Source organism: Corynebacterium glutamicum ATCC 13032 (genome assembly GCF_000011325.1).
Classification (GTDB): Bacteria; Actinomycetota; Actinomycetes; order Mycobacteriales; family Mycobacteriaceae; genus Corynebacterium; species Corynebacterium glutamicum.
The window spans coordinates 2592802-2609482 of the sequence record NC_003450.3 but is presented as its reverse complement, the minus strand read 5'-3'; the positions used below and the strand labels follow the sequence as shown (position 1 = coordinate 2609482).

14 protein-coding genes and 2 tRNA genes are annotated in these 16681 nt (G+C 55.4%); 12 read left to right on the top strand and 4 right to left on the bottom strand.

Annotated features, from left to right (window positions below; translation table 11 throughout):
- Nucleotides 1-3 precede the first annotated feature (3 nt).
- From CGL_RS15730 to musI, 6 genes are all read left to right on the top strand, one after another.
- Nucleotides 4-147 carry a hypothetical protein gene (locus CGL_RS15730; RefSeq protein WP_227747733.1) on the top strand — a complete coding sequence of 48 codons (144 nt, stop codon included), beginning with the start codon at nucleotides 4-6 and terminating at the stop codon, nucleotides 145-147.
- Nucleotides 101-1300 (top strand): DUF4032 domain-containing protein, encoded by a 1200-nt coding sequence (locus CGL_RS12200; RefSeq protein ID WP_227747732.1) that lies wholly within the window; start codon nucleotides 101-103, stop codon nucleotides 1298-1300. The genes CGL_RS15730 and CGL_RS12200 overlap by 47 nt, the downstream gene beginning before the upstream one ends.
- 292 nt (nucleotides 1301-1592) lie before the next feature.
- Nucleotides 1593-2924, top strand: coding sequence for an ABC transporter substrate-binding protein (locus tag CGL_RS12195; protein ID WP_011015138.1), 1332 nt, complete (start codon nucleotides 1593-1595; stop codon nucleotides 2922-2924).
- A 188-nt stretch (nucleotides 2925-3112) separates the two neighbouring features.
- Nucleotides 3113-3958, top strand: a complete 846-nt coding sequence (locus tag CGL_RS12190; RefSeq protein WP_004567523.1) for a carbohydrate ABC transporter permease — start codon at nucleotides 3113-3115, stop codon at nucleotides 3956-3958.
- Nucleotides 3959-3961: 3 nt separating this feature from the next.
- Nucleotides 3962-4876 carry a carbohydrate ABC transporter permease gene (locus CGL_RS12185; RefSeq protein WP_011015137.1) on the top strand — a complete coding sequence of 305 codons (915 nt, stop codon included), beginning with the start codon at nucleotides 3962-3964 and terminating at the stop codon, nucleotides 4874-4876.
- A 22-nt stretch (nucleotides 4877-4898) separates the two neighbouring features.
- Nucleotides 4899-5540 (top strand): ABC transport system MusEFGK2I component MusI, encoded by a 642-nt coding sequence (gene musI / locus CGL_RS12180; RefSeq protein WP_003860887.1) that lies wholly within the window; start codon nucleotides 4899-4901, stop codon nucleotides 5538-5540.
- Nucleotides 5541-6451: 911 nt separating this feature from the next.
- Here musI and CGL_RS12175 read toward each other — a convergent pair.
- From CGL_RS12175 to CGL_RS12165, 3 genes are all read right to left on the bottom strand, one after another.
- Nucleotides 6452-6524 (bottom strand) — tRNA-His (locus tag CGL_RS12175).
- A 75-nt stretch (nucleotides 6525-6599) separates the two neighbouring features.
- Nucleotides 6600-8021, bottom strand: coding sequence for an alkaline phosphatase (locus CGL_RS12170; RefSeq protein WP_011015136.1), 1422 nt, complete (start codon nucleotides 8019-8021; stop codon nucleotides 6600-6602).
- Nucleotides 8022-8387: 366 nt separating this feature from the next.
- Nucleotides 8388-8461, bottom strand: a tRNA-Arg gene (locus CGL_RS12165).
- A 208-nt stretch (nucleotides 8462-8669) separates the two neighbouring features.
- On the opposite strand from CGL_RS12165, the gene CGL_RS12160 reads away from it, so the two are divergent.
- The 6 genes from CGL_RS12160 (at nucleotide 8670) to CGL_RS12130 (ending at nucleotide 15517) form a co-directional block, all read left to right on the top strand.
- Nucleotides 8670-10823 carry a cytochrome c oxidase assembly protein gene (locus CGL_RS12160; protein WP_011015135.1) on the top strand — a complete coding sequence of 718 codons (2154 nt, stop codon included), beginning with the start codon at nucleotides 8670-8672 and terminating at the stop codon, nucleotides 10821-10823.
- Nucleotides 10824-10998: 175 nt separating this feature from the next.
- Nucleotides 10999-11616, top strand: a complete 618-nt coding sequence (locus CGL_RS12155; protein ID WP_011015134.1) for a single-stranded DNA-binding protein — start codon at nucleotides 10999-11001, stop codon at nucleotides 11614-11616.
- 150 nt (nucleotides 11617-11766) lie between these two features.
- Nucleotides 11767-13437 carry an energy-dependent translational throttle protein EttA gene (gene ettA / locus CGL_RS12150; protein ID WP_011015133.1) on the top strand — a complete coding sequence of 557 codons (1671 nt, stop codon included), beginning with the start codon at nucleotides 11767-11769 and terminating at the stop codon, nucleotides 13435-13437.
- A 236-nt stretch (nucleotides 13438-13673) separates the two neighbouring features.
- Complete coding sequence (locus CGL_RS12140; RefSeq protein ID WP_011265941.1) at nucleotides 13674-14297, top strand: alkaline phosphatase family protein; 624 nt, start codon at nucleotides 13674-13676, stop codon at nucleotides 14295-14297.
- Nucleotides 14298-14420: 123 nt separating this feature from the next.
- Complete coding sequence (locus CGL_RS12135; RefSeq protein WP_004567531.1) at nucleotides 14421-14888, top strand: acyl-CoA thioesterase; 468 nt, start codon at nucleotides 14421-14423, stop codon at nucleotides 14886-14888.
- The gene (locus tag CGL_RS12130; protein ID WP_004567537.1) at nucleotides 14888-15517 is read left to right on the top strand and encodes a hypothetical protein; all 630 of its coding nucleotides are present in this window, start codon (nucleotides 14888-14890) and stop codon (nucleotides 15515-15517) included. The genes CGL_RS12135 and CGL_RS12130 overlap by 1 nt, the downstream gene beginning before the upstream one ends.
- On the opposite strand, the gene chrA is transcribed toward CGL_RS12130, so the two are convergent.
- Nucleotides 15514-16644, bottom strand: a complete 1131-nt coding sequence (gene chrA / locus CGL_RS12125; protein WP_011015130.1) for a chromate efflux transporter — start codon at nucleotides 16642-16644, stop codon at nucleotides 15514-15516. The genes CGL_RS12130 and chrA overlap by 4 nt on opposite strands.
- Nucleotides 16645-16681: the final 37 nt, after the last annotated feature.

The following is a 16681-nucleotide window of genomic DNA, read 5'->3' as shown; positions in this document are numbered from 1 at the left end:
GTAATGAGTAGGGCAGTTCTAGCCATAATCAGCAGAAAAGGTGGAGTGATTCGCCATGAAAGAGTCCATGAGCATCACCTCGTCGACGTACGCGTCGGCACTGCTGACACTGCCCTGGGGTACACCCCTGGAACAGTGGCCCGATAATCTCATCGCCGCGCTGCCCAGGGGTATTTCCCGGCACATCGTGCGTTTCGTGGGGATCAACCGTGGCATCGTCGCGGTCAAAGAAATTGGTGCGCGTACCGCCCACCACGAGTACAAGATGCTGCGTGAACTGCAGCGCCTTGGTGCCCCCAGTGTGCGCCCCGTAGCCGTGATCACCGGACGCCATCCGGCAGAGGAAGACTACGGGGAGCTCACCGCAGCTTTGGTGACCGAGCACTTGGAGTTTTCCCTGCCCTATCGCGAGATCTTTTCTCGGCACCTCACGGTCGTGGAATCGGAGAAGCTCATCCGCGCCCTGTCCGTGCTGTTGGTGCGGATGCATCTGCTCAACTTCTACTGGGGAGATGTGTCACTGTCTAATACTCTCTTTCGTCGCGATGCTGAAACCTATTCCGCCTATCTCGTCGATGCCGAAACCGGGGAGTTCCAGCCCAACCTCTCTGAATCACGCAGGCTTTACGACGTCGACATCGCCCGCGTCAACATCATTGGCGAACTCATGGACCTACAGGCGGGTGAATGCCTAGATAAGTCCATCGATGTCATCGCCCTAGGAGGCCTTGTCGAAAGCTCTTATCTTGAATTGTGGACGGAGCTCACCGCGGAGGAATCCGTCGATGCCAGTGAATATTGGCGCCTCTCTGAGAGAATTGACCGGCTCAATCAACTGGGCTTTGACGTAGGGGAGCTCAAGGTCACGAAGGACGATTCGCGGCAGGTTGTGCGCATTCGCCCTGTAGTGGTGGATCCGGGCCACTATCGTGCAGAGCTATTGAGCTTAACCGGGCTGAGCGTCGAGGAACACCAGGCCCAACGCCTATTGGGCTCGATCCAGGCCTATCAGGCCGTCGAATGCGGACCGCATGTAGGTCTTACCCAAGCCGCGCATCTCTGGATGACGAATGAATACGAACCGACTATCGCCGCCGTCCCCGTGGAGATGTTAGACAAGCTGGAGCCAGCACAAATCTTCCACGAAATCGTCGACCACCGCTGGTTCCTCGCCCAAGAAAGGGGAGGGGCTGTCACCCTCCCAGAGGCCACGGCATCCTATCTTGAATCCGTGCTTCCGGCCCGCCGCGACGAGGCTCGCCTCCTCAGCACAAACCCTTCAGACGAAGACTTGTCATAACCTCTCGCGTGCCCCAACGGCTCCTACGATCAAAAATCCTCCCTGCTTCCCTCAACTGTTTTTATATGTATTTGTATGTTTTAGGCCCGATTACTTGTGAATATGTGGAATACCTCACTAAGGTGGAAGGAAGGCTAACCAGTTCATAGTCGGACTGCAATCCGCTATGAAGTACTTGGTGGCGCTGGGAAGAAGCCTTCGTTATGGGAGGTCTCCCAGACACAATCGAATACGGGCCGGATATCCATCTCGGCTCATCACCCCGCTTTTTATCAAGAAAGATGAGGACCTCTTGAAGCGTCTTACTCGCATCGCATCCATCAGCATGGCCTCCATGCTCGCCGCCGCAAGTCTCGTCGCGTGCTCCGGCTCCACCGACGAGGAAGGCGATGTTTACTTCCTGAACTTCAAGCCTGAACAGGACGTGGCATACCAGGAAATCGCAAAGGCCTACACTGAAGAGACCGGCGTTAAGGTCAAGGTCGTTACTGCCGCCTCCGGCTCCTATGAGCAGACCCTCAAGGCCGAGATTGGCAAGGACGAAGCCCCGACTCTCTTCCAGGTCAATGGCCCAGCCGGCTTCATCACTTGGCAGGACTACATGGCAGATATGTCGGACACCGAGGTAGCTAAGCAGCTGACCGACGACATTCCGCCGCTGACCACCGAGGATGGCGAGGTACGTGGCGTTCCGTTCGCCGTCGAGGGCTTCGGCATCATCTACAACGACGAGATCTTCGACAAGTACATCGCCACGTCCGGCGCAAAGATCAAGTCCACGGATGAGATCACGAGCTACCAGAAGCTCAAGGAAGTCGCCGAGGATATGCAGGCAAAGAAGGACGAGCTCGGTATCGAAGGCGCCTTCGCCTCCACCTCGCTGACATCCGGTGAGGACTGGCGTTGGCAGACCCACCTGGCCAACGCTCCGATCTGGCAGGAGTACCAGGACAAGGGAGTCGAGGACACCAACGAGATCGAGTTCTCCTACAACAAGGAGTACAAGAACCTTTTCGATCTCTACCTTGAGAACTCCACCGTAGAAAAGTCTCTTGCGCCGTCTAAGACGGTGTCTGATTCCATGGCTGAGTTCGCACAGGGCAAGGCCGCTATGGTTCAGAACGGTAACTGGGCATGGTCCCAGATTTCCGAGACTTCTGGCAACGTGGTCAAGGAAGACAAGATCAAGTTCCTGCCCATGTACATGGGTCTGCCAGATGAAGAAAAGCACGGCATCAACGTCGGTACCGAGAACTATTTGGGCGTGAACTCTGAGGCCTCCGAGGTCGACCAGCAGGCCACCAAGGACTTCGTGGATTGGCTGTTTACCTCTGAAGCTGGCAAGGAGCACGTGGTGAAGGACCTTGGCTTCATCGCACCGTTCGAAAGCTACACCGCTGAGAACACCCCGAATGACCCCCTTTCTGAGCAAGTCGCGGAAGCTATCGCTAACAAGGATCTGACCACCTACCCGTGGAACTTCCAGTACTTCCCGTCCCAGCAGTTCAAGGATGACTTCGGCCAGGATCTGTCGCAGTACGCCTCCGGAAAGCTGAAGTGGGAGGACGTCGTCAAGCACTTCAATGACAACTGGGCTGCTGAGAAGGAATCCAACTGGGGCTAAAGCTCTATTCCCGTCCCCCTCGCCACACTCCTTCCAATAGCGGAGGGCGGGGAGGGGAGTAGGTGAGGGTTGTGGCCCGCGTCGCGAGCTTGTGCGCGAGCAGTTATTCCACATCCTCAGCCTCCTCTCCTCACCGCCTTCCCCGCTGGGAAACGTGTGGCACCACCTGAAATTAAGGTTTCACCACCATGCAAGCAACGCTGAAGAAGTACTTCCCAGTCTTTGTCTTGCCCACCCTTCTGGCATTCATGATTGCCTTCTTGGTGCCGTTCATCGTGGGTTTCTTCCTCTCCTTTACGAAGTTCACCACTATCACCAACGCCAAGTGGGTTGGCATAGACAACTACGTCAAAGCTTTCTCCCAACGCGAAGGTTTCATCTCAGCCTTCGGTTTCACCGTCCTCGTGGTCATCGTCTCCGTGATCACAGTCAACATCTTCGCCTTCCTCTTGGCGTGGTTGCTGACCCGCAAACTCCGCGGTACCAACTTTTTCCGCACAGTCTTCTTTATGCCGAACCTTATCGGCGGCATTGTGCTGGGTTATACCTGGCAGACCATGATCAACGCCGTGCTTTCGCACTATGCCACGACTATTAGCGCGGACTGGAAATTCGGCTACGCCGGCCTCATCATGCTACTTAACTGGCAGCTCATCGGCTACATGATGATCATTTACATCGCCGGCCTGCAAAACGTCCCACCAGAGCTCATTGAGGCTGCCGAACTCGACGGCGTCAACAAGTGGGAGATGCTGCGGCACGTCACTATTCCGATGGTCATGCCATCCATCACCATCTGCCTCTTTTTGACTTTGTCGAACTCCTTTAAGCTCTTCGACCAGAACCTGGCGCTGACCAACGGCGCTCCTGGCGGGCAAACTGAGATGGTGGCGCTCAACATCATCAACACGCTGTTTAACCGTATGAATGTCGAGGGCGTCGGTCAGGCCAAGGCCGTTATCTTCGTCGTCGTTGTGGTCGTCATCGCGTACTTCCAGCTGCGCGCGACCCGCTCCAAGGAAATCGAGGCTTAAGTTATGACTACCAGCACTTCAGCGCAGGCCGCTCCGGCCTCGAAGAAGAAGGATCACCAGCTTCCCTCGGATAATAAGACCCACATGTCTGGCAGCGCCAAGTTCGTGGTCTACGCCATTCTGGCGTTCTTCACCATCGTCTTCTTGGGGCCGATCCTCTTCATCTTCATCAACTCCTTTAAGTCCAAGTTCGCCATCTCCTCCGATCCTTTCTCCCTTCCCATCGGTGAAACCTGGGTCGGCTTCGAGAACTTCATGGTGGGCTTGACCAAGCAGGGCTTCTTGGAGGCCACATTGTGGTCCTTCATCATCACGATCCTCTCCGTCATCGTCATCGTGTTCTTCTCCGCGATGACCGCCTACTACATCACGCGCGTCAAGACCTGGTGGACAAACCTTCTGTACTACCTCTTCGTGGTCTCCATGATCATCCCCTTCCAGATGGTCATGTTCCCGACGGTCAAGATTGCAGACATGCTCCACCTCAACAACCCGATCGGCATCGTGGTGCTCTACCTCGGTTTCGGTTCCGGTCTGTCGGTGTTCATGTTTGCGGGCTTCGTCAAGTCCATTCCTCTGGATGTTGAGGAAGCTGCGATGATCGACGGCTGTGGTCCGCTCCAGAACTACTTCCGGGTAGTCTGGCCTATGCTCAAGCCAACTGCCATCACCGTGGCCATTCTCAATGCCATGTGGGTGTGGAACGACTACCTGCTGCCATACTTGGTCATTGGCCTGTCCACGCGATACAAGACCATCCCGGTGGTCATCCAATCCTTCGTTGGCTCCAACGGTAACCGCGATACGGGTGCCATGATGGCCATGCTGGTCTTGGCCATCATCCCCATCGTCATCTTCTACTTCTCCACGCAGAGGCACATCATCGAAGGTGTGGCTGCCGGTGCCGTGAAGGGTTAGAAGGTTGCGATAGGATAAAACCATGAATCGCATACTCGGCCCCGAATCGAAGTTCTATGCTGCTCTGAGCCTCTTCGCTGACCTAGTCATCGTGAATGTTCTCTTGGTGATAACGTGCTTTCCCGTATTCACCGGGGGAATGTCCTTGCGCACCGCCCACGCGGTGACCGGCCAGATGGTCCGCGAGGAAGGTTCTCGCCGCGGCTCGGCCTTCGTTCGGGGCCTTTTGACGCGTCCCGGGGTCAACACCGCATGGTGGCTCATTTCCCTCGCCGTCGCCGCCTTAGCCGCGTATGAATTCGCTATCATTGCCAAGGCAGATCTGGGTTCAATGGGCCTGATACTGCGCGCAGCCTTGATCTCGGGGCTTATCGTATTGGGCTCTGTCAGCGTATGGTTCTTCCATCTCGATGCACCGGGGCTCGGCTTCCGCCAAAGAATCACACAGGCCATGATGAAGGCGGTAGGGCACCTACCGCGTACTCTTTTGGCAATATTGCCTGGCATAGTGCTTGTTTTGTACCCCGTCTTTTTCCCAGCGCAGTGGGGAGGCTACCTGTTCTTCCTCGCAGTGCTCGGCCCGGCTCTCGCGGTCTATCTCGCCGAGCTAGTGCTGCAGTGGCCCGAACTCAATTCGCAAACGCCCGATAGCCCCTCTGCATAACGCGGTGCGCGCCAGCTGGCCTAAAACGAGAAATAGGGTAGTGGTATCCACGTCATCATCGAATCGGCGTTAACTTCGGAGGGGAAACAGAAGCGGCTACCGATTCGGTCGGCTATTTGCGGAAGAGTTGAATCGAAACCGATGCGGATGTTTGCGGGGAGCCGCGCCAGTTGCATCAGTTCCGATTCGTAATCCGAAAGGCAAGGATCACCCACCGCATCGGTGTTGCGGTAGTTAACTAATGTGACAGCAGTTAACTAGTGTGACATCAAAATATCGAACATAGTAACGAAAATAGGGTTTTGTGCCTCTGTGAGCCACGCCACTAAATTCGTCTATGTGTCTCTATATAAAAAGAGTTGGGGTGAAAATACGCAAAATTACGAAACTCTATTGAAAAGTAGTAGAAACATGCTGGTCACGGCGTTTTCGTGTGTTTCGTAATTTGTTTTTTCGATTTTCGTAATTTTACGAAACCGCAGGTCAGGCGTTTCGTAGTTTTTTCGTAGTTTGCTTCGTAAATTACGAAACTAAGAAAGAGACACCTACAGCATTGTGTTGCAGGTCACAAAAGGGCGCGCTCTAGGGATTGTAGGTGCTTATTGGAACGCGTGTTCTAAAAAGCGTGTGGTTGTTTTTGCTGTCACTTTCTCGCTCCCATGCCTGTGGTTCGGGACCAAGGGGGAGAAGGGGGCACAGGGGGAAGGGTGGCAGGGTGTTGTAGGGCTGCCTCAGGCGGTAGAATGGGCTTAGCGGCGTGGGGGCGCTGGCGTGGCCATGGCGGCGTTGCTGCGGCCTTTGGGGGCGAGGCGGAACAGTGAAAAACCGAACCTTAAGCGTAGGTTAAAGCGTAGGCGGCTGAAAATGTAAAAATCCCCCAACCTGTTTGTGCAGGTAAGGGGATTATTCGGGGTGGCTGACGGGGCTCGAACCCGCGACACCCAGGATCACAACCTGGTGCTCTACCAGCTGAACTACAGCCACCATTGCCGCGTTAAGCAGCACGGATAACTTTAACTCACCGTGCTGTATTAACCAAAACGGCTGGTCAAGCGGGGGTTACCACCACTTGTTGAAAGTCAGGTTCGCGATCTCAATGTTGTCGATGTAATTCCCGCGAATTGGGTCAACTTGATCGGCAGCAGCAACGATATCGGAGACACCTGCGCCACGAGCGAACACTGGGACGAGCTGGTTGATGTGGTTACCGGAGTGCCAGCCGTGGTTTGGAACGATGCCTGCAGCGCCGGTCATTGCGGACCAGTTTGGATCATCGTTAGGGCCGGTCATGTAGCCGGTTTCGTGGTCGGCGGTGACGATCACGAGGGTTTCATCCCAAGAGGAGTTGGTCTCAACCCACTCGATGACAGTTTCAACGGCCTTGTTGAACTCTTGGACTTCTTCAATGTCGCGAGCCATGTCATTTGCGTGGCCTGCCCAGTCGATTGCGCCACCTTCGATCATGATGTGGAATCCGTCTTCGTCCTGGTTAAGAACGTTGAGGGCTGCCTTGGACATGGTGGAAAGGTCGACGACGTCGTTGAGTGGAACGTCGTAAGGAGTGACAGAGTCGCCATCGCGGTCGTGCTGAAGGGGGTCTTCGACCTGCGCGAGACCGAAGTACTTGTCACTTTCAACTTGGCCGTTTGCGAGAGCCTCGAAGTCTGCGTCCTCTTCGACGAAGGTGAAGTCGGTTTCGCCACTTGCGAGGCGCTCGTACTGGGAAGCCTGCATGTAGTCTTCGTCGGCTTCTGTGATTGGGTTGCCGTTGTTGTCGAAGAATGGGTGGCCAGCACCCATGATGACGTTGAGATCACTGTTGATCATCTCTTCGGCCATCGCGTGCAGATCATTGCGGTTGGAGTTGTGAGCTGCCCAAGCCGCAGGAGTTGCGTGGTTGAAAGGAACAGAGGAAACAACGCCGGCTGCCTTGCCCTTTTCAATTGCGTACTCAGAGGTGTTCTTCGCAGGCTCGTTGGCTGGGTTGATGCCGATCATGCCGTTGGTGGTCTTAACGCCGGTTGCCATTGCGGTTCCTGCAGCAGCGGAGTCGGTGAAGTTCTCATTGACATAGTTGTGATCAGCCCACGCGCGCTCAGGGTCGTAGGAGTTTCCATCCTGGAAGGTGGACTGTGCAAGCTGGGTCCACTCAGCGCCTTCAAATGCCTGAACTGGAGTGCCACCCTCAACTGGGGTGACAGAACCTGGCTCGCCTTCGACCTGGTGCATGGTCTGGCCGGTTTCAAACAGGTTGGTTGCGGAGACATGGTTGTAACCCATGCCGTCACCGATCATGTAGATGATGTTCTTTGGAGCATCCAGAGGTGCTGGAGTTTCAGGATGGAGCTCGCTGGAGGACAGCAGTCCTGAGGATCCAGAAACGTAGGAGGACTGGGCGGCAGCGGTGCCGGAGATTCCAGCGAGAACAATGCTGGAGGTGATGGCGCAAGTGATTGCAAGCGAACGACGCTTGAAAGACATTTTATTCCTTATGTTGGGCTCGAGAGTGTGCTTCAGGGCTTCACTGGGAATGTGCTTTTCATGAAAATCAAGCAAGAAAGGTATGAAAACCAAAGAGTTTTCCGAGTTTTCACCCGGGCAATCCATAAGGTAGAGGCTATATGTCAATTCCTGGCTACTTTTAAGTGAAGTCTTGGCAACTAATCTTCGGCTCGCCTATTTTCCTAAAAAACCGACTAATTAGTGTCTGAAATTTGCCAAGAGTGTGTATGAAGTGTGCTCAAAATGTGCTCGCAGCATGTTTATGGAAAGCAGAAAGGGCACCCCTTCAAAATGAAAGAGTGCCCTGAACTGCTGAAACATGGATAAAACATGTTTAAATTGCGGTGCCCCCAGCAGGATTCGAACCCGCGACCAACCGGGTAGAAGCCGGTTGCTCTAATCCACTGAGCTATGGAGGCGTAGAAACTACTACTGGTGCCAAACCGGCAATCTAGAAAGCTTCTCGAAACACTTTATATAGAAACTCCCACAATTGACAAGAAATACCCAATTGTGTGAAGCCCCACATTATTGCGTGCGCTTGGAACTTTACCGTACACCCGTGTTCGGCTATCACATGGATCACTCAACTATGGTTCTGGGTGTTGGGGAGGTTAGATTAGGGGCATGGATGAGCAGGTCGTTGCCGAGGGTTCTGGTGGAGTTTCTTCTCCAGTGAATAAATCGCAGGTAAAGAGCAGCAAGGTGAGAATCACCTGGCCTTTCTACGTTTTGTTTGCGTTTGTGGCTGGTTTGGTGGGTGTCATTTTGGCGTGGGGTTTCCTGTCGGAATCTCTTGCTGCATTGGGCATCCCTGATCCGGGCCCGATGACTACTGCTGGTTTGCCGTTTTTGCGTGCGGTGGGCTGGATTGTTGCTGCGTTGTCAGCGGGTAGTTTCATGGCGACGACCTTCTTTATTAGTCCGCGAGAAATTAAGCGCAGCGCGGAAGATGGGCCTCAGAAGGCTAGTTATCTGAATCGTTCGTATTTGTCGGTGGATGGTTCCATCGCGGCGCGTACGGGTTCGTTTGCGGCTATTTGTTTTGGCCTTGTGGCGATTGTGATGATCCCGATGGTGATGTCAGACTTGTCGGGGCAACCGTTTACTGAGGCGCTGAAGTTGCAGAACTGGGCGATCGCATTCGAGCAGGTTGCGTTGGCTAAGGCGTGGGCGTGGGTTGCTGGTTTTGCCTTCATCACCGGTATCGCTGGTCTGTTTTGTCGTACATGGTTGGCACAGCCGTTGCTGTTTGCGGGTTCCATCATCATGACTGTTCCACTTGGTTTGGAAGGTCACTCAGCTGCCGGTGGCGACCACGATTACGGCACGAACTCCCTGTTGTGGCACTTGGTTTTGATGCTGCTGTGGGTGGGTGGCCTGATGGCGTTGATTGCGCACGCTCGCCGCATTGGTCCCAACATGGATATGGCAGTGAAGCGTTATTCCATCATCGCAACCTACGCAGTTATTGGTATGGCGATTTCTGGCGTCGTGAATGCGTTGCTGCGCATGGACTTCTCAGATCTGTTCACCACTAATTATGGTTTGCTGGTCTTTGCTAAGGCTGTTGGTGTTGTCGTGGTGGGCATGTTCGGTTTGGCCCACCGCACTTTCACCATCCCGAAGCTAGAGAAGGATCCAAAGAACTCAGCGCTGTTTACTCGCATCGCGATCGTGGAAGTTCTTGCCATGGCTGCGGTCACCGGCGTTGCTATTTCCATGGGACGCACCCCGCCACCTGCACCAGAGATTCAAGACCTTTCAGTGATGGCTTTGGAAATGGGCTACTCCCTGGAGAAGGAACCAACTCTTCTCAACGTGTTCACCATGTGGCGTTTTGATTTGATGCTGGGCACCATCGGCATCATGTTATTGGCCTTCTATATGTATGGCCTTGTGGCTTTGCGTCGACAAGCAAAAAAGTGGAACCACATGCGCACCTTCTGGTGGGTGCTGGGCTGTATCACCCTGGTGGTCACCGTTTCTTCCGGCATCGGCATGAATATGCCGGCGACGTTCTCCATGCACATGGTCGCGCACATGCTGTTGTCCATGGTCGTGCCGGTGTTCCTGGTGCTGGGCGCGCCGTTGTCGCTGATCATGGAGGCCGTTGCGCCTGGAGAGCCGGGCCGACCTGGGCTGCACGAATGGGCTGCGGTGATGACTGATAATCCGCTGCTGAAATTCATCATGCACCCAGCGGTGAACACGATTCAGTTCATCATCATTTTCTACGCGCTCTACCTGACGCCGCTGTATGACATCATGGTGTCCGAGCACGCCGGACACCTGATCATGAACTTCGTGTTCGTGATTTCCGGTTACGTCTATTACTGGGAAATGATCGGTCCTGACCCCAAGCCGGAGGAACGCACGCATGTGTCGCGTCTGGCGTGGCTGACTTTCTCGATGCCATTCCACCTCTTCTTCGGCGTGTACCTCATGCAGCTCCAGGTCATTTTGGCGGAGGATTTCTACACCAAACTCAACCTGCCATGGGAGGTCGATCTGGCCTACGACCAGCTCGTTGGCGGCGGCATCGCCTGGGCGTCGGGTTCCTTCCCGCTGATTGTCGTGTTCGGTTACCTCTTCCGTGGTTGGTTCCGTGAGGAAAGAATCGTGGAGAAAAACTACCAGGCCCGCGCCGAAGCCACTGGTTACGCTGACGCCGAGGAATACAACAGGATGCTCGCACGCATGAACGAGGGCCACGACATGCACGGCGACTACTACCAGGAAACCTTCGAGCCCAAAGACAAAGACAAAGACAAAGAATAAGCTTTTCGACGTCTCCCCGCACCCCTTCCAGCCCGCCCCTGTGGATAACTAGGCCTCATTTTCGATCAGGCCACAACTTATCCACAGGCGGGCTTTTTCTTCCTTTACGCGCTTGTCGTTCGGTGCCAGACTGCGTGGTGAAAGCACTCATCACCTATCAGAAAAGGGAAGAAAAATGATCAACACACCAGTAACCATCGCCGGCCGCATCGTCAGTGACTCCGTATATATTGGCCGTAAAGACAACCTCGACGGCGTCCTAAGAATCCGCGTGGCCAGCTCCCGCTCCTACAAGCAGGGCGAAAAATGGCACAACGTGGACAAAGTCTTCATCAACGTTGAAGCCTGGGGAAAACTCGGCGTCAACTCCCACATTTCCCTCAAACCAGGCGTCTCTGTGATCGTCCAAGGCTTCCTGTACACCAATGAATGGGAAGTGGAATCCGCTGATCCCAATGTTAAAAAGCTAGAAAAGCGCCAAGAAATCAGGATGCGAGCAACCTCCATCGGCATTGACATGAACCACTACATCGTTGGCTTCAAGGAAAGTAAGCCCAACGCATCCAACAGCCCCGAGGGCGTGGAGATGCCAGATGCAAACTTGGAAGACTATCCAGATGTAGATCAGAAGCGGGGAGCGAAGCAGGTGGCGGCTTCGGATGCTTCGGAGGAGGGGACAGAGGCTTCGGAAGCTGACGAGGCTCCTGAGACTCCTGAGGAAAAACGCGAATTAGCTATGGCTGGTGTGGGAGCAGGTTCAGGCTCTGATTCAGGCGAGGAAGCGCCTTTTTAATCGCCAAACATCTAAATGGTCGCAGCGGGGGAGTGATCCTTCGCTGCGATTGCTGTAAGGCCCACTTGCCCGAGGTCCCTAAATTGGCGCTGCTCATGTAATCTTGTGCGTTGAGTACTTAAACGCAAATTCGCATTTAAAGGGGTTACATTGGGCGAGTTCATCTACACGATGAAGAACGTGCGTAAGGCAATCGGTGACAAGGTCATCTTGGACAATGTCTACATGTCCTTCTACCCAGGCGCCAAGATCGGTGTCGTCGGACCCAACGGTGCCGGTAAGTCATCGATCTTGAAGATCATGGCTGGGTTGGATCAGCCTTCCAACGGTGAAGCATTCCTGGATCCAGGTGCAACCGTGGGCATCCTGTTGCAGGAGCCACCACTAAACGAAGAAAAGACTGTTCGCCAGAACGTCGAAGAAGGTCTTGGTGAGATCTTCGAAAAGAAGCAGCGCTTCGACGCCATCGCAGAAGAAATGGCAACCAACTACACCGACGAGCTCATGGAAGAAATGGGCGTTCTGCAGGAGGCTCTCGACGCAGCTGATGCGTGGGAGATCGACTCCAAGATCGACCAGGCAATGGATGCATTGCGTTGCCCTCCAAGCGATGAGCCAGTTACCCACCTCTCCGGTGGTGAGCGTCGCCGCGTCGCACTGGCAAAGCTTCTGCTTGCAGAGCCAGATCTGCTGCTGCTCGATGAGCCTACTAACCACCTTGACGCCGAGTCCGTCCTGTGGCTGGAGAAGCACCTCGCTGACTACAAGGGCGCTGTCCTTGCCGTCACACACGACCGTTACTTCCTCGACCACGTTGCACAGTGGATCTGTGAAGTTGACCGTGGTCAGCTGCACCCTTACGAAGGCAACTACTCCACCTACCTGGAGAAGAAGGCAGAGCGCCTCGAAGTTTCTGGCAAGAAGGATCAGAAGCTGCAGAAGCGCCTGAAGGACGAACTCGCATGGGTTCGTTCCGGCGCTAAGGCACGTCAGGCTAAGAACAAGGCTCGTCTGCAGCGTTACGACGAGATGGTTGCGGAAGCTGAGAAGTACCGCAAGCTCGACTTCGAAGAAATTCAGATCCCAACCCCACCACGCCTGGGCAACAAGGTCGTGGAGGTCAAGGACCTGGAGAAGGGCTTCGATGGCCGCGTGCTGATCAAGGACCTGTCCTTCACCTTGCCTCGTAACGGCATCGTCGGCGTGATCGGACCTAACGGTGTGGGTAAGTCCACCCTGTTCAAGACCATCGTTGGCCTTGAAAACCCAGACGCAGGCAGCGTTGAAATCGGCGACACCGTCCAGTTGTCCTACGTGGACCAGGGCCGTGAAAACATTGATCCAGAAAAGACCGTTTGGGAAACCGTTTCCGACGGACTCGACTACATCATTGTCGGACAGAACGAAATGCCATCCCGCGCATACCTGTCCGCCTTCGGATTCAAGGGCGCAGATCAGCAGAAGCCATCCAAGGTCCTCTCCGGTGGTGAGCGCAACCGCCTCAACCTCGCGCTGACCTTGAAGCAGGGCGGAAACCTGATCCTCCTCGATGAGCCTACAAACGACCTCGACGTGGAAACTCTGGGCTCCCTGGAAAATGCACTCCAGAACTTCCCTGGCTGTGCAGTGGTCATTTCCCACGACCGTTGGTTCCTGGACCGCACCTGTACCCACATCCTCGCGTGGGAAGGCAACATCGCGGAAGGCCAGTGGTACTGGTTCGAAGGCAACTTCGAAGACTACGAGAAGAACAAGGTGGAGCGCCTCGGTGCTGACGCCGCACGTCCTTCCCGTGTCACTCACCGCAAGCTGACTCGCTAGAGTCGAAGCAGCGCTAAACCCCTCACAGAGATTGTTCTGTGAGGGGTTTTAGTTTTTACTGATGCTTCTGCTTGGTTTGCATGGAGTTCGTTGGGACATCATTGCAGAAGATGGTGTTGGTGAGTTTTTGCAGGAAACGGCACAACAGGGTGCGTTCCGAATCATGGTGATGGAGCCACCCACGCTTTCTGGTCCGGGGTGGTCATCAATCCTTACAGGATATTGATGAGCATGGTGTGACAGATAATTCCCTGGTGGGCAAGCGTCTGTGGAACTACCCGGATTTTCTGGCAAGGGCTTTTTATCAGGACCAATCCACGCGTACTATTGCCACAGCAAGTTGGCCTGTATTAGCGGATCCCCATGGTTTAGGCCCAATTATTCATCCTCGGATGGAGCAGCAATTCGCTGGGCTTCATAACGTCATCGTGCGTGATGGTGAAACCCTGGGATATGAGCGCATCGATGCGGAAATCGCTTCGATCGCTACAGCTGCGCTCCGGCAGAAGGGGTTTGATGCGGGATTTGTGTACTTCGGTGAAATCGATGATGCTGGCCATATTTTCGGCCTGGCAGGCGACGAATACCGAGATGCGATTCGCAGGGTCGACACCCACGTGAAGAAGGTTCTTTCTGAAGTGTCACGACGCTCCGACGAGCTCGGGGAGGACTGGCTGGTAGTGATCACAACTGATCATGGTCACCTTGATGAGGGCGGGCACGGCGGCACCACCGATCGGGAGCGAGAATCCTGGATCATCACGTGGAGCCCGCACCGGGAACTGCCAGAGTGGCCTGAAGAAATTGCGCCGCATGAGCTGGCAGAACTGATGCTTGTGGAGCGCCGAACCTTGAGGTGATTGTCACTAAATGTGCTCAGCTTCGTGGGATCGGTAGAATGCTTGCGAGACGCTTGATTTGCAAGATGTGAGCAAAGAGACGGCCAAGCAAACAGCTACAAAGAAAGAGGCTAGGCGAACCCCATGGCAGCCAACAATGTCAACGACGACACCCAAAATAATCTTCACGTGACGGAGGTGGATCTCCGCTGGGCTGATTTCGATCGTTTTGGGCACGTCAACAACGCGGCGTTCATTGAGATCGCGCAGGAAGCTCGATTGGCGTTTGCGGAGGATCAGTTCCGTGAGCGTGGCTATGAGATCCCTGCTGTGTTTGTGCGCCACTTGGAAGTTGATTATTTGCGTGCGATCTTGCCGGATACCACCCAGGCTGTCGTGGAGACACAGGTGACCAAGATCGGTAATACTTCCTTCAGCACTCGTCAAGAGGTCAAGGATCGTAACGGTCGTGTGTGCTGCGTGGTTGAGTGCGTGCAGGTGGCTGTCAATGTGCAGACTGCTGCGCCCCGTTCCATCAGCAAGGTGGAGCGCAAGGTGCTGACCGCTGTCGCTACTGATGAGGTGCAGTCGCAGGAAGCTCTAGAAAAGTAGTGGTTGAGACTCTTTCTATCACCTCAGGTGCGGCTGGCCTGCAGGCGCTTGTTGCGCGTGCGGTTGGTTTGGATGAGTTGGCGAGCGCGCGTTTCCGCCAGCTCACGCCAGAGGTCGTTGATGTTTTTGTCACCACTCCGTTCAACGTGACGGCGTCGCGCCGGGTATTTGGTGTGGCGGGTCGCGATGGCGCTGCAGTTGGCGCGAAGGATTTGCTGCAGGCACTCAGCGAGGGCCGGGAAGACGTAGGCACCTCCCGCGACGCCAGCTGGCCGGGCTCATTGCCGCCAGCCACGGGCTTTACGCTTGTCGACGAACTCCCCACCCACGTGGTGCGCACTTTGGCTGATCAGGGTCAGGCATTGGCTCGCCAGTTCTCCGGCCCGCTTGGCCCTCCGGCTTCGTTGATGGATCAGGAAGTTATTTCAGCAGAAGGCAATGGCAAGAAGGCCGGAATCCCGATGCGCACGGTATTTACCTGCACTTCGCTTGGTTTGATCCCAGGTTTTGAGGCAGCCAATGATGTGCCGAGGCACCTGCGGGTATCGGTGAATGGTCGTTGGACCCGCGTTGATGCTCCCTATGGCAGTGTTTATCACTCGTCAGGTTTGGGTCTGAGCGTTTTCTAAAGCAAGACCCAGCCTGCAAGGGCCGCACCCGCGGCGATGGCCCACGGCGGAATTTTCCAGTGGGCTAGCCCCAGCCAACACACCGTTGCGATAGCTAATGCGGAAACGCTGGTGATGCCGTGGGTGAATACGGGATCGTAGAGCGCTGCGCCCAAAAGCCCCACCACACCGGCGTTGATGCCGGTGACTGCTGCTTGGATGCGCGGTGCTTTTCGCCAGCGTCCCCAAAAGTACATTCCGCTGATGCTCAAGAGTGCGGCGGGGAAGAAGATCGCCAGGCTGGCCAGCACTGCACCACCGATGCCACCGTAGATTGCGCCGAGGTAGCTGGCGAAGCTGAACATGGGGCCAGGCACTGCCTGCGCTGCGGAGTAGCCGGATAGGAAGTCGGTTTCTTTAATAAAACCGGGCGCAACAACGAGCTTTTCCAGCAGTGGCAAAACCACGTGGCCGCCGCCGAACACTGTGGATCCGGCTTGAATGAATGCTGGATAAAACCCGCCCATGATTACGGCGCCGAGAAGTGCGCCCAAAAACACCACTAGTGATCCGATGCCCGCCCAAGCCGGTATGGCGCGTAGCGGGGAAGGGGGTGGGGTGGCGTCGATAAGCGAATTGAAGCTGAAGGCACCGATGAGGCCAGCGAGAATGATGACGCCGAGGTGTGTAAACGCGTTGGGGAGGGCGAGCACCGCGATGCCGGAGGCGACCGCGATGGTGGCGGCGCGCGGCGTGGAGGCCATGGAGCGCGCCATGCCGGTGACTGCGTGGAAGACGACGGCGACCGCTGCGGCGAGCAGGCCGAGCGTCCAGCTGGCGGAGGTCGCATCAAAAAGCAGGGCGAACGCCGCCATGAGCGCCAATGAGGGCCAGGTAAACATGAGCCAGGCGATCGCCATGCCGGAAAAACCGGCGCGGTGGTAGCCCAGCATCATACCGACCTGCGACGATCCAGGTCCGGGAAGTAGTTGGCTGAGCGCTACGATCTCGGAATATTGGCGATCATCCAGCCAGCGCCGCCGCTCCACGAATTCCGTGCGGAAATATCCGAGGTGCGCGGTGGGGCCGCCGAAAGCGCTGAAGCCCAGCACGCCGAAACTGCGTGCGATTTCTGCAATTCGATTCACAATCGCTTAGCTTATGGTCAAAACGACTTTTTGGCAG